The organism is Pseudomonas sp. ADAK7 (assembly GCF_012935675.1).
Taxonomy (GTDB): Bacteria; Pseudomonadota; Gammaproteobacteria; order Pseudomonadales; family Pseudomonadaceae; genus Aquipseudomonas.
In genome coordinates this window covers 1,025,336-1,048,846 of record NZ_CP052861.1, presented here as the reverse complement: position 1 = coordinate 1,048,846, position 23,511 = coordinate 1,025,336, and the positions used below count along the sequence as shown (strand labels likewise).

General features: G+C 61.4%; 21 protein-coding genes. 8 read left to right on the top strand and 13 right to left on the bottom strand.

The window, feature by feature from the left end; all coding sequences use genetic code 11:
- The first annotated feature begins 152 nt into the window (after window positions 1-152).
- Window positions 153-1,247 (top strand): dimethylsulfone monooxygenase SfnG, encoded by a 1,095-nt coding sequence (gene sfnG, locus HKK53_RS04685; protein WP_169369757.1) that lies wholly within the window; start codon window positions 153-155, stop codon window positions 1,245-1,247.
- A gap of 134 nt (window positions 1,248-1,381) precedes the next feature.
- Here the strand turns inward: sfnG and HKK53_RS04680 are convergent, their stop codons facing one another.
- Together HKK53_RS04680 and HKK53_RS04675 are read right to left on the bottom strand one after the other, a co-directional pair.
- Window positions 1,382-1,861 carry a nuclear transport factor 2 family protein gene (locus tag HKK53_RS04680; RefSeq protein WP_169369756.1) on the bottom strand — a complete coding sequence of 160 codons (480 nt, stop codon included), beginning with the start codon at window positions 1,859-1,861 and terminating at the stop codon, window positions 1,382-1,384.
- Between the two features lie 50 nt (window positions 1,862-1,911).
- Complete coding sequence (locus HKK53_RS04675) at window positions 1,912-2,475, bottom strand: TetR/AcrR family transcriptional regulator (RefSeq protein ID WP_169369755.1); 564 nt, start codon at window positions 2,473-2,475, stop codon at window positions 1,912-1,914.
- Between the two features lie 240 nt (window positions 2,476-2,715).
- Between HKK53_RS04675 and pssA the strand changes: the two genes are divergently transcribed.
- Window positions 2,716-4,059 carry a CDP-diacylglycerol--serine O-phosphatidyltransferase gene (gene pssA, locus HKK53_RS04670; protein ID WP_169369754.1) on the top strand — a complete coding sequence of 448 codons (1,344 nt, stop codon included), beginning with the start codon at window positions 2,716-2,718 and terminating at the stop codon, window positions 4,057-4,059.
- 107 nt (window positions 4,060-4,166) lie between these two features.
- Here pssA and efeO (HKK53_RS04665) read toward each other — a convergent pair whose 3' ends face one another.
- The 4 genes from efeO (HKK53_RS04665) to efeU are packed head-to-tail and all read right to left on the bottom strand — an operon-like array spanning window position 4,167 to window position 8,374.
- A complete protein-coding gene (gene efeO, locus HKK53_RS04665; protein ID WP_169369753.1) occupies window positions 4,167-4,991 on the bottom strand; it encodes an iron uptake system protein EfeO in 825 nt (274 codons plus the stop codon).
- 21 nt (window positions 4,992-5,012) lie between these two features.
- On the bottom strand, window positions 5,013-6,308 hold the full coding sequence (gene efeB, locus HKK53_RS04660) for an iron uptake transporter deferrochelatase/peroxidase subunit (protein ID WP_169369752.1): 1,296 nt from the start codon (window positions 6,306-6,308) through the stop codon (window positions 5,013-5,015).
- An 18-nt stretch (window positions 6,309-6,326) separates the two neighbouring features.
- Window positions 6,327-7,526, bottom strand: coding sequence for an iron uptake system protein EfeO (efeO, locus tag HKK53_RS04655; protein ID WP_169369751.1), 1,200 nt, complete (start codon window positions 7,524-7,526; stop codon window positions 6,327-6,329).
- Window positions 7,527-7,534: 8 nt separating this feature from the next.
- Window positions 7,535-8,374 carry an iron uptake transporter permease EfeU gene (efeU, locus tag HKK53_RS04650; RefSeq protein ID WP_169369750.1) on the bottom strand — a complete coding sequence of 280 codons (840 nt, stop codon included), beginning with the start codon at window positions 8,372-8,374 and terminating at the stop codon, window positions 7,535-7,537.
- A 204-nt stretch (window positions 8,375-8,578) separates the two neighbouring features.
- Here efeU and HKK53_RS04645 point away from each other — a divergent pair, with 204 nt between their 5' ends.
- The 6 genes from HKK53_RS04645 to HKK53_RS04620 all read left to right on the top strand — a co-directional run bounded on the left by HKK53_RS04645 (window position 8,579) and on the right by HKK53_RS04620 (window position 15,453).
- Window positions 8,579-9,595: an AraC family transcriptional regulator gene (locus tag HKK53_RS04645; protein WP_169369749.1), complete on the top strand. Its 1,017-nt coding sequence runs from the start codon at window positions 8,579-8,581 to the stop codon at window positions 9,593-9,595.
- A 238-nt stretch (window positions 9,596-9,833) separates the two neighbouring features.
- On the top strand, window positions 9,834-11,498 hold the full coding sequence (locus HKK53_RS04640; protein WP_169369748.1) for an AMP-binding protein: 1,665 nt from the start codon (window positions 9,834-9,836) through the stop codon (window positions 11,496-11,498).
- A gap of 16 nt (window positions 11,499-11,514) precedes the next feature.
- Complete coding sequence (locus HKK53_RS04635; protein WP_169369747.1) at window positions 11,515-12,276, top strand: SDR family NAD(P)-dependent oxidoreductase; 762 nt, start codon at window positions 11,515-11,517, stop codon at window positions 12,274-12,276.
- A 12-nt stretch (window positions 12,277-12,288) separates the two neighbouring features.
- A complete protein-coding gene (locus tag HKK53_RS04630) occupies window positions 12,289-13,482 on the top strand; it encodes an acetyl-CoA C-acyltransferase (RefSeq protein ID WP_169369746.1) in 1,194 nt (397 codons plus the stop codon).
- Window positions 13,483-13,537: 55 nt separating this feature from the next.
- Window positions 13,538-14,665: an acyl-CoA dehydrogenase gene (locus tag HKK53_RS04625; protein WP_123508269.1), complete on the top strand. Its 1,128-nt coding sequence runs from the start codon at window positions 13,538-13,540 to the stop codon at window positions 14,663-14,665.
- A gap of 14 nt (window positions 14,666-14,679) precedes the next feature.
- Window positions 14,680-15,453: an enoyl-CoA hydratase gene (locus HKK53_RS04620; RefSeq protein WP_169369745.1), complete on the top strand. Its 774-nt coding sequence runs from the start codon at window positions 14,680-14,682 to the stop codon at window positions 15,451-15,453.
- Window positions 15,454-15,574: 121 nt separating this feature from the next.
- Here the strand turns inward: HKK53_RS04620 and HKK53_RS04615 are convergent, their stop codons facing one another.
- From HKK53_RS04615 to HKK53_RS04585, 7 genes are all read right to left on the bottom strand, one after another.
- Window positions 15,575-16,726 (bottom strand): acyl-CoA dehydrogenase family protein, encoded by a 1,152-nt coding sequence (locus tag HKK53_RS04615; RefSeq protein ID WP_169369744.1) that lies wholly within the window; start codon window positions 16,724-16,726, stop codon window positions 15,575-15,577.
- Window positions 16,727-16,729: 3 nt separating this feature from the next.
- On the bottom strand, window positions 16,730-17,836 hold the full coding sequence (locus HKK53_RS04610; protein ID WP_169369743.1) for an enoyl-CoA hydratase/isomerase family protein: 1,107 nt from the start codon (window positions 17,834-17,836) through the stop codon (window positions 16,730-16,732).
- A 301-nt stretch (window positions 17,837-18,137) separates the two neighbouring features.
- Window positions 18,138-18,833 carry an HPP family protein gene (locus tag HKK53_RS04605; RefSeq protein WP_169369742.1) on the bottom strand — a complete coding sequence of 232 codons (696 nt, stop codon included), beginning with the start codon at window positions 18,831-18,833 and terminating at the stop codon, window positions 18,138-18,140.
- A 159-nt stretch (window positions 18,834-18,992) separates the two neighbouring features.
- Complete coding sequence (locus tag HKK53_RS04600; RefSeq protein ID WP_169369741.1) at window positions 18,993-20,171, bottom strand: MFS transporter; 1,179 nt, start codon at window positions 20,169-20,171, stop codon at window positions 18,993-18,995.
- Window positions 20,172-20,252: 81 nt separating this feature from the next.
- The gene (locus HKK53_RS04595) at window positions 20,253-21,632 is read right to left on the bottom strand and encodes an MmgE/PrpD family protein (RefSeq protein ID WP_169374182.1); all 1,380 of its coding nucleotides are present in this window, start codon (window positions 21,630-21,632) and stop codon (window positions 20,253-20,255) included.
- Window positions 21,633-21,670: 38 nt separating this feature from the next.
- Window positions 21,671-22,558, bottom strand: coding sequence for a polysaccharide deacetylase family protein (locus HKK53_RS04590; RefSeq protein ID WP_169369740.1), 888 nt, complete (start codon window positions 22,556-22,558; stop codon window positions 21,671-21,673).
- A complete protein-coding gene (locus HKK53_RS04585; RefSeq protein ID WP_169369739.1) occupies window positions 22,551-23,399 on the bottom strand; it encodes a polysaccharide deacetylase family protein in 849 nt (282 codons plus the stop codon). The genes HKK53_RS04590 and HKK53_RS04585 overlap by 8 nt, the downstream gene beginning before the upstream one ends.
- Window positions 23,400-23,511 lie beyond the last annotated feature (112 nt).

Genomic DNA, 23,511 nt, shown 5'->3' with positions numbered 1-23,511 from the left:
TTGGGTCGCGAAGCGGCCCCAAAAAATGGGCCTGCTGCGCAGTCCAGCGGGGCAAGCCCCCTCGCCACAATTCTCATACCCTCCAGATTTCTGCCGGTGGCACGGTTGCTGCTCTAACCCAAAGACTTCCCAAAAGTCCCGAGGACACGCCAATGAGTCAGCAAGCCGTCAAATTTGCCTACTGGGTCCCGAACGTCAGCGGCGGGCTGGTGGTCAGCAAGATCGAACAACGCACCCACTGGGGCATCGACTACAACCGCAAGCTGGCGCAACTGGCCGAAGCGGCGGGGTTCGAATATGCCCTGACCCAGATCCGTTTCACCGCCGGTTACGGCGCCGAGTTCCAGCATGAATCGGTGGCCTTCAGCCATGCGCTGCTGGCCGCCACCACCACCCTCAAAGTCATCGCCGCGATTCTGCCCGGCCCCTGGCAACCGGCGCTGGCGGCCAAGCAACTGGCGACCATCGACCAACTCACCAACGGCCGGGTGGCGGTGAACATTGTCAGTGGCTGGTTCAAGGGCGAATTCCAGGCCATCGGCGAACACTGGCTGGAGCACGATGAGCGCTATCGCCGTTCCGAAGAGTTCATTCGCTCGCTCAAGGGCATCTGGAGCCAGGACAACTTCACCTTCCGCGGCGATTTCTACCGTTTCGATAATTACAGCCTCAAGCCCAAACCCCTGGGCCAACCGGAAATCTTCCAGGGCGGCAGCTCCCGCGCGGCCCGGGACATGGCGGCGCGAGTGTCGGATTGGTACTTCACCAACGGCAACACGCCGGAAGGCATCAAGGCTCAGGTCGATGACATTCGGGTGAAGGCGGCGTCGAACAATCATTCGGTGAAGGTCGGGGTCAATGCCTTCGTCATTGCTCGCGACACCGAAGAAGAAGCCCGCGCGGTGCTGGCGCAGATCATCGACCAGGCCGACCCCGAAGCGGTGAATGCCTTTGGCGATGCAGCTAAGCAGGCGGGCAGGGCGTCACCGGAAGGCGAGGGCAATTGGGCCAAGTCGACGTTCGAGGATCTGGTGCAATACAACGACGGCTTCAAGACCAACCTGATCGGCACGCCGCAGCAGATTGCCGAGCGCATCGTCGCGTTGAAAGCGGTGGGCGTGGATCTGGTGCTGGCGGGGTTCCTGCATTTCCAGGAAGAGGTGGAGTACTTCGGCAAGCGCGTGTTGCCGTTGGTGCGCGAGCTTGAGGCCAAGGCCGGTGTGAAGGAACACGCCGCAGTCGCCTAAACACCCTAACCCCTGCCTAATGATCGTTCCCACGCTCCGCGTGGGAATGCATCCCGTGACGCTCTGCGTCACATCGAACGCGGAGCGTCCGTGGCGGCATTCCCACGCAGAGCGTGGGAACGATCGGTCTCGGTTTACAGGCCGAGATCGGACAGGCCCGGATGATCGTCAGGACGACGCCCCAGCGGCCAATGGAATTTGCGCTCGCTTTCCTTGATCGGCATATCGTTGATGCAAGCAAAGCGGTTGGCCATCAAACCATTCTCATCGAACTCCCAGTTTTCGTTGCCGTAGGAGCGGAACCAATTGCCCGAGTCGTCGTGCCATTCATAGGCGTAGCGCACGGCGATACGGTTGCCGGTGAAGGCCCAGAGTTCCTTGATCAGCCGATAATCCAGTTCCTTGGCCCATTTGCGGGTCAGGAAGCCCTTGGCTTCTTCGCGGTTGTAGGCGAATTCGGCGCGGTTGCGCCATTTAGTGTCCAAGGTGTAGGCGAGGGACACGCGCTGCGGGTCGCGGGAGTTCCAGCCGTCTTCGGCCAGGCGAACTTTTTCGATGGCCGATTCACGGGTAAACGGCGGTAATGGCGGACGAACTTCGGCATTAGATGACATTTAAATGTCTCCTTATAAAACTAAAGTTAAAACACGGCTTGATTAAGCAGTTACAGGTCCAATAACTTTCGCGCCATGCATTGCGCATTATCGGCGGCACTGTGATCACCCATCACAAGCGCTACGGTAATGGCTCCATCGATCAGGATCAGCAGCTGTTTGGCCAGTGCCTGCGGGTCGGTGGCGCCATGTTCGGTGCAAAGCTCGCACACGTAGTCGAGCAGTTTCTGTTTGTGGTCCTTGGCGACCAGGCGCACCGGGTCTTGCGGGTCGCCGGTTTCGCCGCTGGTGTTGATGAAGGCGCAGCCGCGAAAGCCTTCGGAGTTGAACCAGCCGGTGAGCACGGTAAACAGGTTGAGCAGCCGCTCGGCCGGGGTCGCGGCCTTGTCGACTTCGGTCCTGAACCAGAGCATCCAGCGTTCGTCGCGGCGTTGAAGAGCGGCGACGGTCAGCTCCTCCTTGTTGGCGAAGTAGCGGTAGATACTTTTCCGGGAGACGCCGGCGGTTTTCACCAGAAGATCCATGCCCGTGGCGGCAATGCCACTTTTGTAGATCAACTTTTCGGTGACGTCCAGGATGATGTCGCGTGTGTCGTTGCTGGTGATTTCGTTCATGTGGCGAACAGTAGAACGATCGTTCTCCTTGGTCAAGCGGATATTTCTACATGCTCGTTCCCACGCTCCGCGTGGGGAATGCATCCCGTGACGCTCCGCGTCACATCACGAACGGAACGCAGAGCGTCCCAGGCGGCATTCCCACACGGAGCATGGGAACGATCGGTGTGGCAGGAAGACCCAAACGGATCCATGGTGTAAGCTCTCGGGTTCTTCGGATTCGACCTTTTTGCGAGCCCTATGCCGTCGCTTTTCAAACGCTCTCTGCTGCCCAAACTGCGCAGTTTTCCGCTGACCGCCGATGCCGTCACCATTCTTTCCGGCGCCGCCGAATATCGTCGTTGCCTGCTGGAGAAGATCGCCCAGGCGACCCAGCGCATCTATATCGTCGCGCTGTACTTGCAACAGGACGAAGCCGGCCAGGAAATCCTCGATGCCTTGCACGCGGCCAAACTGGCCCGTCCGGAACTGGACGTGGTAGTGGTCGTCGATTGGTTGCGCGCCCAGCGTGGCTTGATCGGCGCCGGCAAGCAGCCGGGCAACTCGGCGTGGTATCAGGAGATGACCCGCACCCACGAAAGTGTTGTGCCGGTGTATGGCGTGCCGGTGCAAACCCGCGAATTGTTCGGCGTGTTGCACTTGAAGGGTTTCGTGATCGACGATTGCGTGATCTACAGCGGCGCGAGCCTGAACAACGTTTACCTGCACAAATTCGACAAGTATCGCTACGACCGCTATCACCTGCTGCAGAACAGCGCGCTGGCCGATTCCATGCAGCACCTGATCCAGCACGGCTTGATCGCCTCCAAAGCGGTGCATCGCCTCGACCTGCCGAACCTGCCGACCACCCGCAGCCTGCGCAACGACATCGGCGACCTGCGCAGCCGCCTCAAGCACGCGACGTACGACACCACATTGGGCAGCACCGCCAAAGGTGGCCTGTCGGTCAGTCCGTTGCTCGGCGTGGGCAAGAACAACCCGCTGAGCCGGGTGATCTGCGAGTTGATCGCCAGCGCCCAGCATCAACTGACCATCTGCACGCCGTACTTCAACCTGCCGCTGCAAGTGACCCGGGAAATCAACCGCGCCCTGGCCCGTGGGGTGAAGATCGACATCATCGTCGGCGACAAGACCGCCAACGACTTCTACATCCCGCCCAGCGAGCCGTTCAAAGTCATCGCGGCGCTGCCATACCTCTACGAAATCAGCCTGCGCCGCTTCGCCAAGCGCCATCAGCGCAACATCGACAGCGGCCAGTTGAACCTGCACCTGTGGCGTGATGGCGATAACACCTATCACCTCAAGGGCATGTGGGTCGATCTGCGCTACACCTTGCTGACCGGCAACAACCTTAATCCGCGGGCGTTCCGGCTCGATCTGGAAAACGCGCTGCTGATCGACGACCCGAAAAGCGAATTGCAGGCACCGCGCAATAAAGAACTGGCGGAAATTTTCGAGAACACCCGGCGCGTCGAGCGTTACCTGGACCTGGAAACCCTGCCGGAATACCCGGCGGCAGTGGCCAAGTTTCTCAAGCGGGTGAGTCGAGTGCGGATTGAGCGGTTGCTCTATCGGATGTTGTAAGGCTTAAAAGCAAAAGAACGCAGCCTACGGCAGCGCCTACATCGGGATGAGGTACACCCTGTAGGAGCTGCCGAAGGCTGCGATCTTTTCGCAAACAACGCCGATATTTAATTCAGCCCCAACTTCCCACGCAACGTCGACAAATCTTCAGCCAACGTATTCACCGGCCCAACCAGCGCCTTACGGTCAGCGTCCTTCACCTTGTCGTAAGTCTCGAAACCGCCATCCTTGGTTTTGTACTTGGCCAGGATCTTGTCCACGGTCGCGAAGTTCTTGTCGACCTTGGCAATGAACGCCGCGTCTTGCTTCTCGATCTGCGGGTGGAACAGGTCGACGATTTTCTTCGCGCCGTCGATGTTGCCCTGGAAGTCATAGAGGTCGGTATGGCTGTAGCGGTCTTCCTCACCGGAGATCTTGGTCGCGGCGACTTCTTCGAGCAGGGCAGCGGCACCGCCGACCACTTTTTCAGGCGGGAAGGTCAGGCCGGCGACGCGAGTTTGCAGATCCTTCACGTCTTTGTTCAGGCCGTCAGCCAGTGCGTCGAGGCCCTTGGTACTTTTTTCCGAAAACAGCGTGTATTCGATGCGGTGGAAACCGGTGAAGTCTTCGGCTTTCACGCCTTTTTCGTGGTCGTCGACACGGGAGTCGATGGATGCATCGAGGTCACTGAACAGTTCGGCAATCGGCTCGATCGACTCGTAGAACACGCGGGTCGGTGCATAGAGCTTTTGCGCGGTAGCCAGGTCACCTTTCTTCACGGCGTCGGTGAACTGTTGGGTATGCTCGCCCAGTTGGTCCAGTTGTTCGGTGACGTAGATCTTGTAGTCCGAGACCGGTCCCACCAGATCCAGCGGCGCCGTCGCCGCGAAAGCCGAAAACGGGGTGGTGAGCAAGCCAAGGGTCAGCATTAAAGCGAGTGGCGACTTTTTCATGGGACGGTTCCGAGTTGGGGGTTATGCAGTTTTTGTGGGCTGTGTAGCGTTGAGCAGCGAGCGACCGATGAAGTCCTTGTCGCCGGTGACACCCGGCAAGGTGAAGAAGTACCCGCCGCCCACCGGCTTGAGGTATTCCTCCAGCGGTTCGCCGTTGAGTCGGGTCTGGACCGTGATGAAGCCTTTTTCCAGGTCCGCCTGGTAGCAGATGAACAGCAGGCCCATTTCGAGCTGGCCGTTCTTGTTCACGCCGTTGGAATAGTTGAACGGGCGGCGCAGGATCAGGTTGGCCTGGGTCGCGGCGGTGCGCGGATTGGCCAGGCGGATGTGCGCGTCGAGCTTGGTCAATTTGCCTTCTGGGTCCTTGGCGTAGTCCGGGACCTGGCCTTCATGCTCGCCGCCCATGGGCGCGCCGGTGCTCTTGACCCGGCCGAGGATGCTTTCCTGTTCCTGCAGAGGCGTGCGGTCCCAGCGCTCGACGAAATTGCGGATGATCCGCACCGCCTGGTAGCTGCCATGGGCGGCCCAGGCCGGTTCGTCGCTGCCGGGCTGGACCCAGACGATGCTGTCCATGGTCTTGGCATCGTTGGAGTCGGGGTTGGCCGAGCCATCGCGAAAACCCAGGAAGTTACGCGCACTCTGCGGCGGTACACCGGGTTTGGCCGGGGCTTGGGGCGGTACGCTGCCTTCCTGTTTCCAGCGCACCAGCAGCAAGTCCGGCAGGTTTTTCACGATATCGCGCAGGGCGTGGATATTGGTGTCGGTGGTGTTGGCGCAGAACTGCAAGCTCAAGTCGCCGTGGCAGCAATCGGCTTCCAGGGCATCGTTGGGAAAGCCGACCATGCGGATCAGGCGCTTGGGTTTGGCACTGGCCAGGCCGAAGCGCTCGTCGAACAGCGACTCGCCGACCGATACGGTGATGGTCAGGTTGTCCGGCGTCACCACCGGCCCCAGAATCCCCGAATCCACCGGCGGCAACTTCGGATCAACCTGGGTCACCGCGCCGCCCTTCATCAGGAACGCGATACGCTGGTTGAGGGTGCGGAACAGCCGCTCCAGGTCTTCCCTGTCGCTGGCCAGCACATCGAACGACACCAGCATGCCCGACGCCGGGCGCGGGGTAACGATGCCGCTTTGGTGCTGGCCATAAAAGGCGTGGCGATCTTCGGTCTTTTCACTGCTCGGTGCTTCGGTGACCTGGCTGGACGCGGCCATCGCCGGGCAGCTCAGGGCGCTGCCGGCCAACGCGACACCGGCGGCGCCCATGCCCATCAAGACACGGCGACGCTGGGCGGAAAACTGTTCTAAGTCTTTCATCTAAAAGTCGTCTTCTACTTACAGGCCGGAAAGGCCAAGGGCTGGATCGATTTCGTCGAGTACGGCGGCCAGGGCCTTGGCCTTGTCGGCGATCTGTTTGCGCTGCTCGGTACTGACCGTGTCGTAGCTGGCGTAGCCGTCCTTGACCTTGAAACCGTTGAGTTCGGCGTCGAATGCGGCGATGGCGCTGTCGATCTTCGGCAATAGCTCGGCGGCAGACTTGCTCAGCAAGGGCCGCAACAGGTCGACGACTTTGCGTGCGGCGTCGAGGTTGGCGGCGAAGCCGTTGAGGTCGGTGTGGCTGTAGCGTTCTTCTTCACCGCTGCTGGCGCGTACCTCGGCGATGCTGTTGAGGTTGCGCACCACGATGCTCACCAACTGCTCCGGCGGCAGGGACTGGGCGAGCAACTGCTGCTTGAGCGTGGTGATGTCGATGATCAACTGCATGGCCACCGGTGCCAGGGCGTCGAGTTTGCGTTGCTGGAACAGCGCGTATTCGAGGCGGTGGAAACCGGTGAAGCCAGGGTCCTGCTCGCGTTTTTCGAAGTAATCGGCGCGGGCGTTGACGGCGTTGTCCAGCTCGGCCAGACGCTGGGCAGCCGGGGCGATCCGTTGATAGGCCGCGCGAGCCGGCACGTAAAGGGCCTGGGCCTGGGCCAGATCGCCCGCTTCGATTGCTTGCTTAAGCGCCGTCACCGCTTTGATCAGCGCGCCGCTCTGGCTGCTCAGGTACACCCGGAATTCCGACAACGGACCGATGAACGCAACCATCGATGGCCGGGCCTTGGCGGCGGCATCGGACGCGGCGGTCGGGGTCACGTGCAAGGTGCCGCGCGGGTTGCTCAGCAAGCCGCAAGTGATGGCGTAGTCGCCGGGCGCCAGGTTGGCGTTGATCACCTGGCTCAGGCCCGGCGCGATGTTTTCCCGTTCTTCGACCACCAGCACGCCGTCGAGGATTTCCCATTCCACCGCCCGGTCCGAGCGGTTGACGATGCGGAAACTCGAATGCCCGGCCGGGACCGTCAGCGCATTTGGCTCGCAACTCTTGGGGTGAATGCTCACCAGCACTTCGTCATGGTTGGTCTGGCGCTTGGCTGCGGCCATTTTCGAGGCGTAGTAGAACAGGCCACCGGCCGCGATCATCACGATCACCGAACCGGCCACCGCCCAGCGCAGCGCGCGGGGAGGGGAAGCCACGGGAGGAGTTGGCGTTGACATGAAAGCCCTTACTGGCTGGAAACGGAAGAAGATTGCTTGGCGGCCGCCGGGGCGGGGAGGAAAAACATCACCAGCGCCACCACCAGGTAAATCAGATACACGCCGAGGGTGCTGACGGTCGGCGCGTCCTGGTAACCGAACATGCCAGCCAGCACCGAGCCCAGCGGGCCGTCCATCGGCAGCGTGGCGCTGAAGTCGAAGAGTACGGTTTGCAGGTGATTCCACACCCCGGCTTCATGCAGCGCTTGCACCGAGTTGGAGAGAATGCCGGCGGCCACCACCAGGATGAACAGGCCGGTCCAGCGGAAGAACGCGCCGAGGTTCAGGCGCATGCTGCCGGTATAGATGAGGAAGCCGACGATGATCGCCAGGATCAGGCCGAGCAGGGCGCCAATCGGTGCCGCCGGGCCTTCGCTTTGCTGGAACACCGCGAGCAGGAAAAATACGGTTTCCAGGCCTTCCCGGGCCACGGCGAAAAACACCATGGCGATCAGCGCGGTGACCTGATGCTTGGAGCCGGCCAGGGCGTGATCGAGGGAAACATGCAGGGAATGCTTGATCGAACGCGCCACCTTGCGCATCCAGAACACCATTGAACTGAGGATGCCGACCGCCACCAAACCGACGATGCCTTCGAACAGTTCCTGTTGCTTCTGCGGGAATTCTGCGCTCATCAATTCCAGGCCACCGCCGACCAACAGGGCCAAAGCAGCAGCGAGGAACACACCAATCCACACGGCGGGCATCCATTGACCGCGACCGGTTTGCTTGAGGTAACTGGCAATAATGCCGACGATCAACGCCGCTTCAATGCCTTCGCGCAGCATGATCAGAAAGGGGACAAGCATTCAGCACCGTTGAGTTAGTTAGGCAGCTAAGTTGTAACATAATGACACTCATTCTCACATGCAATTGATTGACTTTTGCTGAACCTAAGCTGAACGCCCCCAAAAGATTACGCCACCCGATCATTCCCACGCAGAGCATGGGAACGAGAGTGGATTCAGCTAATATGCCCAGCACTCAAACAGGCACAAGGCTCACCCCGCGCGATGTCGGAAAAAGACACCATCTCCATTCAACTGGTGCGTGAAGCGCTATTGCAAAGTTGTGCCCCCGGCGCGGCGACCGAAGAGGTGTTGCACAAGGTCGGCATCGACCCGCAGTTGTTGTTGAGCCCCGACGCCCGGGTTCCAGCCACTGCGTATGCCCGTTTGTGGCGCCTGCTGGCCCGGCGCGGCGACGATGAATTTTTTGGCATGGACCCGCGTCAGCTCAAATCCGGCAGCCTCGAATTTTTATGCCGCTGCGCCATGGTCCAGCCCAATCTGGCCGCCGGCCTCACTTCGGGCCTGAGCTTTCTGTCATTGATGCTCGAACACCTGCCCGCGCAACTGGTGCGCCAGCAGAGTCTGGCGGAAATCGTCTTGCTCGAAGACGACCAGGACCCGCGCCGGGCCTTCACCTATTTCACCTATTGGATGATCGTCCACGGCGTCGCCTGCTGGCTGGCGGGGCGGCGGATTCCAATCCTGGCCATCGAACTGCGCTGCCCGGCGCCGGATTTCTGCGATGACTATCAGGTGATGTTTTCCGAAAACCTGCGTTTCGACCGACCACGCACGCGGATGATTTTCGCCGCCGATTGCCTCGACCTGCCGATCAAGCGCAGCCCGGAAGAACTCAAGCGCTTCCTGGCCCACGCGCCGGCCAACATCCTGGTCAAATACCGCGACCCGGAAAGTCTGGCCAGTCGCATCAAGCACGATTTGCGGCAACTGCCCGCCGAGCAATGGCCGGAAACCGAGGCGTTGGCGCAGCAACTGTGTATGTCGGCTTCGACCCTGCGCCGTCGTCTGGCCGAAGAAGGGCAGACCTGGCAGGGTTTGAAAGACAGCGTGCGCAAGGAACTGGCGATTGTCTGGCTGGCAGAACCGAGCATCAGCTTTGTCGAGATTGCCGCGCGATTGGGGTTTGCTGATGCGAGTTCGTTCTATAAAGCGTTTCGCAAGTGGTCGGGGACCAATCCGGGGCATTACCGGAGTTTGATTCTTAACGAACCCAGCTAGACGCCGATCGTTCCCACGGGTCGCGTGGGAACGATCAGGGGGTGTGTACGCCCCGGTCCTTTAGGAGCGAGGCTTGCCCGCGAAGGCGGCCTTCCAGGCGCCACGACTCTCAATCCTTGGCCAAACCAGTCACGCAACTTGATAGCTTTGACCATTGCCCCACACCCCGCGCAGCGCGAGTATTCCTCTGTTAATTACGGTTCCCCCAACCTAATAAAAATACAGAGGGATTCTGGCAATGCGCGATTACTTGTCTGCCACTTCACAGTTCGATTACCTGCACACCGTGACCGCCGCGCTCGACGGCGATTTGACGGCGCTTAACGCCTGCGTCGAATGCTGCGACCGTCATGCATTGCCGGGACGTATCGCGCTGTTCTGGGAAGGCCGAGATGGCTCCAGCGCGACGTACACCTTCAGCGATTTGCAGGACAAAGCCGCGCGTTTCGCCAATTTCCTCCTCGCCCAGGGCGTGCAGAAGGGCGATAAAGTCGCCGGCCTGCTACCGCGCAACATCGAATTGCTGATCACCGTGTTCGCCACCTGGCGCATCGGCGCGGTCTATCAGCCGCTGTTCACCGCGTTCGGCCCGAAAGCCATCGAACACCGCTTGAGCAGCTCCGGCGCCAAAGTGGTGGTTACCGACGCGGTCAATCGACCGAAACTCGCGGAAGTCGCCGATTGCCCGACCATCGTCACCGTTGGCGGCGCCAAAGGGCAGGGCATCGTTCGTGGCGATTACAGTTTCTGGGCCGAACTGGCCAATTATTCCCCCGAGTGCGAACCGGTACTGCTGAGCGGTGAAGACCCGTTCCTGCTGATGTTCACCTCGGGCACCACCGGCCCGTCGAAAGCGCTGTCGGTACCGCTGAAGGCCATCGTCGCCTTCCAGAGCTACACCCGCGACGCCGTGGATTTGCGCCCGGAAGACGCGTTCTGGAACGTCGCCGATCCGGGTTGGGCCTACGGCATCTATTTCGGCGTGACCGGGCCGATGTCGATGGGGCATCCGATCACCTTCTACGATGGCCCGTTCACCCTCGAAAGCACCTGTCGGGTAATCAACAAGTACGGGATCACCAACCTCACCGGTTCGCCGACCGCTTACCGCTTGCTGATTGCCGGCGGCGACGAATTTGCCAAGTCGATCAAGGGCCGACTGCGCATCGTCAGCAGCGCCGGCGAGCCGCTGAACCCGGAGGTGATCCGCTGGTTCGCCGACAACCTCGGCGTGGTCATCCATGACCATTACGGCCAGACCGAACTGGGCATGGTCCTGTGCAATCACCATGGCCTGGAACACCCGATCCACATGGGCGCCGCCGGTTTTGCCTCGCCGGGTCACCGCATCGTGGTGCTCGACGATGAGTACAAGGAACTCGGCGTCGGCCAACCGGGGATTCTGGCCATCGACCGCACCCAATCGCCGATGTGCTGGTTCAACGGCTACGAAGGCGCGCCGACCAAAGCCTTCGTCGGCAACTATTACTTGAGCGGCGACACCGTGGAGTGGAACCCGGACGGCAGCATCAGCTTCGTCGGTCGTAGCGACGATGTGATCACCACTTCCGGCTACCGCGTCGGTCCGTTCGACGTGGAAAGCGCGTTGATCGAACACCCGGCCGTGATCGAAGCCGCCGTCGTCGGCAAACCCGACCCGGAGCGCACCGAACTGGTGAAAGCCTTCGTCGTGATCTGCGCGCAATACCGCGCCACGCCAGAGCTGGCCGAAGAACTGCGCCAACACGTGCGCAAACGCCTCGCCGCGCACTCGTACCCCCGTGAAATCGAATTTGTCAGCGAATTGCCGAAAACCCCAAGCGGCAAATTGCAGCGCTTTATCTTGCGCAACCAGGAAATCGCCAAGGCTCAAGAGGCCGCGGCTCACAAAGCTTCTGCTTGAATCGAAGGAAAATAAGATGCAGATCGAAAACAAGGTTTTTCTCGTCACCGGCGGTGCGTCCGGCCTCGGTGCCGCCACCGCTGAAATGCTGGTGGCGGCCGGTGCCAAAGTGATGCTGGTGGACATGAATGCCGAGGCCGTTGCGGCGCAGGCTCAACGCCTGGGCGCGCAAAGCGTCGTGGCTGATATCAGCAACGAAGCCGCTGCTGAAGCGGCGGTCGCGGCGACGGTGAAAGCCTTCGGTGGCCTGCACGGCTTGGTGAACTGCGCCGGAATCGTGCGTGGCGAGAAGATCCTCGGGAAAAACGGTCCGCACGCGTTGGCCAGTTTCAGCCAGGTGATCAACGTCAACCTGATCGGCAGCTTCAACATGCTGCGCCTGGCCGCGGCGGCCATCGCCGAAACTGAAGCGGACGCCGACGGCGAGCGCGGTGTGATCATCAACACCGCCTCGGCCGCGGCCTACGACGGCCAGATCGGCCAGGCTGCCTACGCCGCGTCGAAAGGCGCGATTGTCAGCCTGACCTTGCCCGCCGCCCGTGAACTGGCGCGCTTCGGTATTCGTGTGATGACCATCGCTCCCGGCATTTTCGAAACGCCGATGATGGCCGGCATGACCGAGGAAGTCCGCGCGTCCCTGGCCGCTGGCGTGCCGTTCCCGCCGCGCCTGGGCAAACCGGGCGAGTATGCCGCGCTGGTCAGGCATATCATTGAAAACAGCATGCTCAACGGCGAGGTGATCCGTCTCGACGGTGCCTTGCGTATGGCCGCCAAGTAAGGAGGATTTGTCATGACCCTTTCCAACGATCCGATTGTAATTGTCAGCGCCGTCCGCACCCCGATGGGCGGTTTCCAGGGCGAACTGAAAAGCCTGACCGCGCCGCAACTCGGTGCGGCTGCGATCAAAGCCGCCGTTGAACGGGCCGGTGTTGCTGCCGACGCGGTCGATGAAGTGCTGTTCGGTTGCGTGCTGCCCGCCGGCCTCGGCCAGGCGCCTGCACGTCAGGCGGCGTTGGGCGCCGGGCTGGATAAATCGACCCGTTGCACCACCGTGAACAAGATGTGTGGTTCCGGCATGGAAACCACCATCCTCGCCCACGACATGCTGGTCGCCGGCAGTGCCGAGGTGGTGATCGCCGGTGGCATGGAAAGCATGTCCAACTCGCCGTACCTGCTGGACCGCGCTCGCAGCGGTTACCGCATGGGCCATGGCCGGGTGCTGGATTCGATGTTCCTCGACGGCCTCGAAGACGCCTACGACAAGGGCCGCCTGATGGGCACCTTTGCCGAGGATTGCGCCGAAACCAACGGCTTCACCCGCGAAGCCCAGGACGCGTTTGCTATCGCCTCGACCACCCGCGCGCAACAGGCGATCCAGGACGGCAGCTTCAAGGCTGAAATCGTGCCGCTGACCGTGACCGTCGGCAAAGAACAGGTGCTGATCAGCCACGACGAGCAGCCGCCGAAAGCCAAACTGGACAAGATCGCCTCGCTGAAACCCGCTTTCCGCGAGGGCGGCACGGTGACGGCGGCCAACTCCAGCTCGATCTCTGACGGCGCGGCGGCGTTGGTGCTGATGCGTCAGTCCGAGGCGCAGAAGCGTGGGCTCAAGCCGTTGGCGGTGATTCACGGCCACGCCGCGTTCGCTGATACCCCGGGCCTGTTCCCGGTGGCGCCGGTCGGTGCGATCAAGAAGCTGATGAAGAAAACCGGCTGGTCGCTGGATGAAGTCGAGCTGTTCGAAATCAACGAGGCCTTCGCCGTGGTCAGTCTGGTGACCATGACCAAACTGGAAATCCCTCACGAGAAGGTCAACATCCACGGTGGCGCTTGCGCCTTGGGCCACCCGATCGGTGCGTCCGGCGCGCGGATCCTCGTGACCCTGCTCTCGGCCCTGCGCCAGAAAGGCCTGAAACGCGGTGTTGCGGCGATTTGCATCGGCGGCGGTGAAGCCACCGCGATGGCCGTGGAATGCCTCTATTGATGCGCCCCCGCTCCTACAATGAAAGGCGCACCAAGGCTCAAATTAAGGATTCAGCATGATTCCCAATGACGAACAACTGCAGATCAGCGAAGCCGCCCGGCAATTTGCCCAGGAACGGCTGAAACCGTTCGCCGCCGAATGGGACCGCGAGCATCGCTTCCCCAAAGAAGCCATCGGCGAGATGGCCGAGCTGGGTTTCTTCGGCATGTTGGTGCCCGAAGAGTGGGGCGGTTGCGACACCGGTTACCTGGCCTACGCCATGGCCCTGGAAGAAATCGCCGCCGGTGACGGCGCCTGCTCGACCATCATGAGCGTGCACAACTCGGTGGGTTGCGTGCCGATCCTCAAGTACGGCACTGACGAGCAGAAAGAACGCTTCCTCAAGCCGTTGGCCAGCGGTGCGATGCTCGGCGCTTTTGCCCTCACCGAACCCCAGGCCGGTTCCGACGCCAGCGGCCTGAAAACCCGCGCCAAGTTGAACGGCGATCATTACGTGCTCAACGGCTGCAAACAATTCATCACCTCCGGGCAGAATGCCGGGGTGGTGATCGTGTTTGCCGTGACCGATCCGAGCGCTGGCAAACGCGGGATTACGGCGTTGATCGTGCCCACCGATTCGCCGGGCTATAAAGTGGCGCGGGTTGAAGACAAACTCGGTCAGCACGCCTCCGACACTTGCCAGATTCTGTTCGAAGACGTGAAAGTCCCGGTGGCCAACCGTCTGGGCGAGGAGGGCGAAGGTTACCGCATCGCCCTGGCCAACCTGGAAGGCGGGCGGGTCGGCATCGCCTCGCAATCGGTGGGCATGGCCCGCGCGGCGTTTGAAGCGGCCCGCGACTACGCCCGTGAACGCGAAAGCTTCGGCAAGCCGATCATCGAACACCAGGCCGTGGCCTTCCGTTTGGCAGACATGGCCACCCAGATTGCTGTCGCCCGGCAGATGGTGCATTACGCTGCGGCTCTACGTGACAGCGGCAAACCGGCGTTGGTCGAAGCGTCGATGGCCAAGCTGTTTGCCTCGGAAATGGCCGAAAAAGTCTGCTCCGCCGCGTTGCAAACCCTCGGCGGTTACGGTTACCTGAACGACTTCCCGCTGGAGCGGATCTACCGCGACGTGCGGGTGTGCCAGATCTACGAAGGCACCAGCGATATTCAGCGCATGGTTATTTCGCGCAATCTTTAAGAAGGAATGTACTTGTGAACTACGAAACGATTTTGCTGGAAATTCAGGGTCGTGTTGGCCTGATCACCCTCAACCGTCCGCAAGCCTTGAACGCGTTGAACGCGCAGATCGTCAGCGAGCTGAACCACGCCCTCGATGGCCTGGAAGCCGATTCCAACATCGGTTGCATCGTGCTGACCGGCTCGAAAAAAGCCTTCGCCGCCGGGGCCGACATCAAGGAAATGGCCGCGCTGACCTACCCGCAGATCTACCTCGACGACCTGTTCAGCGACAGCGATCGCGTGGCCAACCGCCGCAAGCCGATCATTGCTGCCGTTAACGGTTTCGCCTTGGGCGGTGGCTGTGAACTGGCGCTGATGTGCGACTTCATCCTCGCCGGCGACAACGCCAAATTTGGTCAGCCGGAAATCAACCTCGGCGTATTGCCGGGCATGGGCGGCACCCAACGCCTGACCCGCGCCGTGGGCAAGGCCAAGGCCATGGAAATGTGCCTCAGCGGTCGCTTGATCGATGCGGTGGAAGCGGAGCGTTGCGGGATTGTCGCGCGGATCGTCCCGGCAGATGAATTGCTGGACGAAGCGCTGAAAGTCGCGGCGCTGATTGCCAAAAAGTCGTTGCCAATCGCGATGATGATCAAGGAAAGCGTGAACCGTGCGTTTGAAGTCAGCCTGTCGGAAGGCGTGCGCTTTGAGCGTCGGGTGTTCCACGCGGCGTTTGCGACGCAGGATCAGAAGGAAGGGATGGCGGCGTTTATTGCCAAGCGTGAGGCAGAGTTCCAGGGCAAGTAACCCCCACCGATCGTTCCCACGCTCCGCGTGGGAATGCATCCTGTGACGCTCTGCGTCACGCTTGCGAAGGGACGCGGAGCGTCCCGGGCGGCATTCCCACGCAGAGCGTGGGAACGATCATTTAGATCTGGTAATTCTTCAGCTCCCGCGCAATCACCATCCGCTGTATCTCGCTCGACCCTTCATAAATCTGCGTGATCCGCGCATCCCGGTAGTAACGCTCCACCGGGTAATCCTCCAGATAGCCATACCCGCCATGAATCTGCATCGCCGACGAACAGACCTTCTCGGCCATTTCCGACGCAAACAACTTGGCTTGTGAAGCCTCCGACAGACAAGGCTTGCCGGCGCTGCGCAACCGCGCGGCATGCAGGATCAGCAGGCGTGCGGCGTTCAGCCGTGTGTGCATGTCAGCGAGCATGTTCGCAATGCTCTGGTGCTCGTTGATCGTCTTGCCGAATTGCACCCGCTCCCGGGAATACGTCAGCGCCGCTTCAAACGCCGCTCGCGCAATGCCCAACGCCTGCGCGGCGATGCCAATGCGGCCGCCTTCGAGGTTGGAGAGGGCGATGGCCAGGCCTTTGCCGCGATCACCCAGCAGATTGGCTTCGGGAATCGTGCAATCGCTGAGGGTTACCGCGCAGGTGTCGGAGGCGCGAATGCCCATCTTGTGTTCGGTGCGATCGACGATAAAACCGGCGGTGTCGGTGGGCACCAGGAACGCCGAGATACCGCGCTTGCCCAGGTCCGGGTCGGTCACGGCAAACACGATCGCCAGTTTCGCCCGCTTGCCGTTGCTGACAAATTGCTTGGCGCCGTTGAGCACCCACTGGCCATCCCGCAGTTCGGCGCGGGTGCGCAGGTTGTGCGCTTCGGAACCGGCTTGCGGTTCGGTCAGGCAAAAGCAACCGATGGCCTGACCGCTGGCCAGGTCCGGCAGCCAGGTTTTTTTCTGTTCTTCAGTGCCGTAATTAAGCACCGGCCCGCAACCCACGGAGTTGTGGATGCTCATCAACGCGCCGGTAGCACCGTCGCCGGCAGAAATCTCTTCCACCGCCAGGGCATAGGCAACGTAGTCGACATAAGTGCCGCCCCATTCTTCCGGCACCACCATGCCCAGCAGGCCCAATTCCCCCATCTTCGCCACCAGACCGTCGTCGATCCAGCCAGCCTTTTCCCAGGCCTGCGCGTGGGGCGCGATCTCGCCACGGGCAAAATCCCGGGCCATGTCGCGGATCATCACTTGCTCTTCGCTCAATTCGATATCGTGCATGACTCAGTTCCCGCTCTGCTCAAAACCACTGAAGAAACTCTCGACGTGCTCGGCATGCAGCGCCTGCAAGGTCGGCGGGTTCCAGCGCGGTTTCTTGTCTTTGTCGATCAACAAGGCGCGCACGCCTTCGATCAGGTCGCCGCGCTCGAACCACTGGCGGTCCAGGTGCAGCTCCAGGGCAAAGCATTGTTCCAGGCTCAGCTTGCGCCCGCGCCGGAGCATTTCCAGGGTCACGCCCATGGCCAGCGGCGAACGGCTTTCCAGCAGGTCGGCGGTGGTCTTCGCCCATTCGTGGCTGTCGGCGACCGTCACTTCGCGCAGTTGCTCCACCATACTCGCCACGTCCGGCAGGGCGAAGAAGTGGTCGATGGCCGGGCGCAGCGCAATCAGCGGCGCGTCGGACAACTGTTGCACCGCGAGTTTGGCCAGCACACCTTGCAGGTCCTTGAGCGGCGTTTCGTGCCATTCAAGGTGATCGAGTTTCTCGTCCAGCGTGCCCAGTTTGTCGCTTTCCAGGTACCAGTCGGCCAGGCCGCAATACAGCGCATCGGCGGCGCGGATCTGCACGCCGCTCACGCCCAGGTAAATCCCCAGTTCGCCGGGCACCCGTGGCAGGAAGTGGCTGCCGCCGACGTCCGGGAAATAACCGATGGCCACTTCCGGCATCGCCAGTCGACTGCGTTCGGTGACAACCCGCATGTCGGCACCTTGCACCAGGCCCATGCCGCCGCCCAGGACAAAGCCGTCCATCAAGGCCAGGACCGGTTTGCAGTAGTGGTGGATGGCGAGGTCGAGGGCGTATTCCTCGACGAAGAAATCTTCGTGCAGGGTCTCGCCGTTTTTGTAGCTGTCGTACAGCGAACGAATATCGCCGCCGGCGCAGAAGGCTTTCTCGCCGGCTCCGCGCAACACCACGGCGTTGACCTGCGAATCCGCGGCCCAGGCATCGAGCTGGCGTTGCAGGCGGCGGACCATGTCCAGGGTGAGGGCGTTGAGACCGGCGGGGCGATTGAGGGTCAGGTGACCGATGTGATTGCGAACCTCGGCCAGCACTTCATTTTGCGTGGCATCCATGGCTTTGGCCTCCTGGGATGAAACCTGAGCAGTCATCGATAACTCCCTGCTTTTATTGTTCTTTATAGAGAAGCTCGCGCGCGAGCGATGCTGGATCGTAACAGTGCAAATTTGTGATGTACAACCGGCATACGTGCAGGTTCTGTCTGCGTTTTTACCTTAGTGCAAAATCAAAAGATCGCAGCCTGAATAGTTTATTGAAGGCGCACGAACCCTGTGGCGAGGGAGCTTGCTCCCGTTGGACTGCGCAGCAGTCCCTTTTCTTTGATGGGAAAAACGAGGGCCGCTTCGCAGCCCAGCGGGAGCAAGCTCCCTCGCCACAGGGGCTAGTGTTTGTTCAGGTTCTGCTGCTGAGCACTTCGCTGATACTACGCCGCTTGGCATGCAATTCACTGGCGTGAATCAACTGCTCAAGGTCTTCCGGGGTGACGTCGAAAAACGCCTCCATCTCCGCCAACGCCAGTTTCAGATCCTCGGCGGTAATCGCCTGATTGTCCGCCGACGGCATCACCGACACCGCTTCGGCGGGCCGTTTGGGATAGCGAATCCGCGTCAGGTTGTTATACGCCAGCGCGCTAAGCAGCATCGCCGAGGCGCTGAGCATTACCGGGCCGAGGGCTTTCCAGTCCAGGGCGATGGTCGCCGGGTCGGCCAACACCAACAACAGCGCCAAGGCCCCGGCCGGTGGGTGCAGGCAACGCAGCCAGCACATCAGCATCAGCGCCATGCCCGCCGCCAGGCAAGCGCTGCCCAACGTTCGGCCGAGCACGTGCGCCACCAGCAGCGCAACCACCCCGGCGCTCAAGTAGCCGCCGAGGATCGACCACGGCTGGGCGAGGGCGCCGGAGGACACGGCGAACAGCAGCACCGCCGAAGCACCCAGCGGACCGACCAGGTGCTGCGCCACTTCAATGCCGAACACTTGGCTGCACAGCCACACGCTGAACAACGTGCCCAAGGACATGCCAATGGCCGCGCGGCTCCATTCCGAGGGGCGGGTGTGGATGGTGGCGGGTAACCAGCGAGCGAGCATGACGTTGATCCGTTGACAAAAAACCGAAGCAAAAAAAAGGCTTAGCTGGGAAACCCAGAAAGCCCTTGAAGGTTGTTCCAACTATTGGGGGAGGAACGGGGCACAGTGTGCCGCGCATTCGATGTGCTGACAAATTCATATTAATGCAGTTTCAGTGCATTATTTTTGCAGTAAAGCCGCCCGCCGACCCGCCAGGAAACACAGCGATCCGCCCATGGCCGTCAGCGCGCAGAGGGCATAGAACATCGTCGGGGCCGGGGTGTGCATCAGCAGGAAACCACAAATCACCGGACTCAACGCGCCGCCCAACGCTGCCAGGTTTTGCGCGCCGTAGTAACTGCCGCGCAGTTCTTCCGGGGCCAGGGTGTCGACGAACAGGAATTCAGCCGGGTAAATGATCATTTCGCCGAGGGTGAAAATGAACATCGCCACGCACCAACTCACCAAGCCGTCTGCCAGGCTGAAACCAATCAAACCGACGATGAACAGACTGGTGCCACCGGCAATCCAGTAGCGCAACTGTTCACGCTTGAGGAAGCGGCCGATCTGGTATTGCAGCAGGATCACGCTGATGGCGTTGCAGGCGAGCAGGGCGGCCATGGTTTCCAGGGCGCGCTTGGAGTCGTGGGTCACCAGCAGGTATTGCGACAGGTACAAGGTGAAACGGCCGTGGACCACGGTGCTGAACAGGCAACCGCAGGTGAACATGATCAGCGTGCGGTCGTTTTTGAGCGTGGTCAGGGTCTTGAGAAAGCTCTGCGGCTGGCCGATGGCGGGTACCCGCGCGGGGTCTTTCGGAATGCCGCTCATCAAGAAGATGCTGAAGAAGGCGATACCACCGGCAATCAGAAACGGTGCAATCGGGTACACCCCGGCGATCACCACGCCGAGCATGGGCCCGGTGGCGTAGCCGATGTTGGTCAGGGTGTAGCGCAGGGAAAACGCTTTGGCCCGTTGGCCCATGGGCAGGTTTTCGCTGAGTATCGCTTTTGAGCCGATCAGGAACAGCGCCGAGGCGGTTTCGGTGATCACCAGGGTGGCGGTGGTCAGGTAGAGGTTCTCGGCGAAGGTCAGCAGCACAAAGCCGATGGCGCTGGAGAGCATGGCCAGGATCAATAGCCGGCGCTTTTCCAGACGATCAATGATGTATCCGCCGTAAAGCGCGAGCAGCGTGGCGATAAACACCGCGATGCCCAGCAGCAGGCCAACGTCCTGTTGATTGAGACCGAGTTTGTTGCTCAGGAACAGCGTGAGCAACGGGCTGGTGATGGCGCGGCTGACGACGATGGTCAGCGAGCAAATCATCAGCCGGCGGATAACGAGCGAGTAAGTGGCCACGGTGGTGCACAAGTCCTTGTTTTAGTGATGATCGTTCCCACGCTCTGCGTGGGAATGCCTCATCGGACGCTCTGCGTCCGCTTATGGGACGCGGAGCGTCCCGGGCTGCATTCCCACGCGGAGCGTGGGAACGATCGATGTATCAATTGATTCCAATTCTTCCAACCGCCACAACTGCCCAAGCAACTCTTCAGCCTGCCGCACCGGCATCACCCGCCCGGCCAGACTGAAAAACTTCTCCTCCAGCGCCGCATCACTCAGCGGATTGCCCGGCGCCCCCAGCGGCACCTCAACGCAAAGACTCGCCTGCCGACCGTCCACGGTCCGCACGCTCACCACGGGCTCGCCATCCTCGGACAGCCGCGGGTCCAGTTCAAGCCGGATACGTGACATCCACTGTGCCAGGCGCGGGTCGCAGCGCCGCTCATCGTCATAGGCTTCCAACCGACAATGCCCCAGGACCAACCGAGCGGCGAGGGCGTAGCGCAGGCTCATTTGCGCCGCCGCCAGGCTGGTGACTTCCTGCCCACCGCACATGTCCTGCAGGAATCCGCACAGCGACACTTGAATGTCCTCGACCTGATCGGCGCTCACCTGCAACTGCGTCAGTAACAGGCCAAGGGCATCAATCGCCGAATGCGTCCCGCGACACGCGGCGTAAGGCTTGATCGAACAGCGGGCCAGTTTCCACACTCGCCCCAGATCCGCATCCAGCGCCTCGGGCACGGCGGCCTCGCCAGCGAGGGTCTTGAGAAAACCGCCCCAGACATCCTCGAACAGTTTCGTCGGCCCGGTAATCCCACGCTGGGCAAACCGCGCAGCCAGCAAGCCGCCTTCAGCAGCACGGCCACTGTGGAGCTTTTTGCTTTGAGAACCATCATGAATAAAGGCCCAAAGCCCGCCACTGAAGCTCCCGGCAATGCCCAGGGCCGACAGGGTTTGCGCGGCGTCCAGCCCCAGAATCCGCGCACTGGCCGCCGCCGCGCCAAACACGCCGCAAGTTGCCGTGGAGTGCCAACCGGCGCCGTTATGCGCCGAATAGCTACCACAGGCTTCAAGCACCCGACGGCCGATTTCGTAGCCGATGACCACGGCGGTGATGAACTCCCGGCCATTCACCGGTTTGTCCGCCATCGAAATCGCCGCCATCACCGCCGGTAACACCACCGCGCCGGAGTGATCGCAGCCGCCGGTGTCGTCCAGCTCCAGGGCATGGGCGGCGATACCATTGAGCATCGCGGCTTGCGCCGCACCGACTTGCCAATCGGTGCCCCAGACCGGCGTGCTGCCGGTCTCGCCTTCGAACACCCGGCGCGCCTGTTTCGCCACATCACTGCCAGCCCCGGCCAGGGTCGCGCCGAAGGTGTCGAGGATGTGCCGCTTGGCTTGCTCAACCAGCGTCAGCGACAAGTCCTCAAACCTCGTATCAACGCAAAACTGCGCCAGGTGCTCCATGCGCATCACGCCTTTGTAGGCGCTGTTCTGATGATCCTGCTCGTTCATACCCCGTAATCCCGATAATGCCGCTCGTAAACTGCTGACGGATGATCCTCCGTCACGCGGACCGCAGAATCTGCCCACCATTGCGCGACCTCGCCAGCGGTGGCAATCCACACGTCCTGATGCTGCTGGATGCCTTGAAGCAACTCGCGCAACACGCCAATCCGCCCCGGTGTCGCGATGATCTCCGGGTGCAGGCGCAGCACATAGCACAGGCCAAATCGATAGAACCCGGCGAAGTCCATTTGCAGGTTGCCCAGGGTGTGGCTGTAGGAGGCGATCCGCGATTGTGCCGGCGGCACCGCCGGGCTGAGGTTGAAGGCGAAGTAGGGTTCGTCTTCCAGTTCGTAGTGCAACGGCAGTTCGATCACTTCGGGCGCCGTTGGGTGGGCGAACGGCAAATCATCGCCGCGCCAGGATGACGACCAGCGGATGCCTTGGTCCCTTAACGCTTCGATGAATCCCGGCGCACCGTTGCCGGCCGGGATACGAAACCCGGTTGGACGCACGCCGGTCAGCGCGGCCAATGCTTGGCAACCTTTGGCGATCTCGGCGCTCTGCTCGGCGAGCGTCAGGGTGTCGTAGTGCTGATGGCGATACCCGGCGCAGGCAATCTCATGCCCACCGGCCAGGATCGCCTTGATGTGTTCGGGGTTTTCATCGGCGACGATGCCGGGGATGCACCAACTACTTTTGACGCCGAGTTCGGCGAACAAACCCAGAAGTCGGTCCACACCACGCTGGCTGCCATAGCGCCAGACCGACAGCGTCTTGTCGCGCCCGGCGACTTCCGGGGCCTGGGTCAGGATGCCGTGGATGTCGTTGTAATCGACGGTCAGCACGACCGCGCAGCGATGGCCGTTGGGCCAGACAGAGGAATCAGCCATGGTGATGCTCCTTCAGCCACCACTGGGCGACATCGCGGCAGGTGGCAAACCACACGTCATCGCGCTGGCGCATGTGTTCGAAGAGTTTTTCCAGCAACAGGATGCGTCCCGGTTTGCCAGTGATCTTGGGGTGGAACAGGGTGGTCAGGCACAGCCCTTCATCCATGGCACCGTCGAATTCGCGGCACCAATTGTCGAGGGTCAGTTCGTAGCTGGCGGTGCGATCCAGCCCCGACGGGAAATCCGGGGCACGGGTGTAGGCGAGGGAGGCGTAGTCGTCCATTTCCCAGCGGCCGGGGATTTCCACCAGCGGCGTGTCGAAGCCCGGGACGTTGACCAGATAAGGCCGGTCATCGCCGCGCATGCTGCTGGAATAGGTCACGCCGGCTTCCACCAGCATCGCCGGGGTTTCGGCGCGCCAATCACCGGACGGCGTGCGAAAGCCTTCGGCGCGGATGTTCAAGTGCTTCCAGAACACCTCGCGGGATTTCTGCATGACGTCCTTCTGCTGGTCCAGCGTCAGGGCGTAAAAGGATTCGTGTTTGTAGCCGTGGTAAGCCACCTCATGCCCGCGCTCGACAATCGCCTGGCACTGTTTCGGCCAGTTCTCCACGACCCAGGCCGGGACGAAAAAGGTGGTCGGGATCTGGAAGGCGTCGAGCAAATCGAGGATCCGCGGCAAGGCGCGGTAGGGGCCGTAACCGCCGAAGCCGAAGTACTCGGGCTTGCGCCAGATCGAGCCGTTGAGCATGGCATCGCCGGTCGGGCCGTCGAGGTCGAAGGCCAGCGCGAGGCAGGCCTTGTGCGGCGTAGGCCAGGTGGGTTGGGGCGAGGAGGACATCAGTAGCACTCCAGTCATCTCTAGGTAAAACACAATCCCCGTAGGAGCGAAGCTTGCTCGCGAAGAGGCCGGCACATTCAACATCATCGTTGACTGATACTCCGCCTTCGCG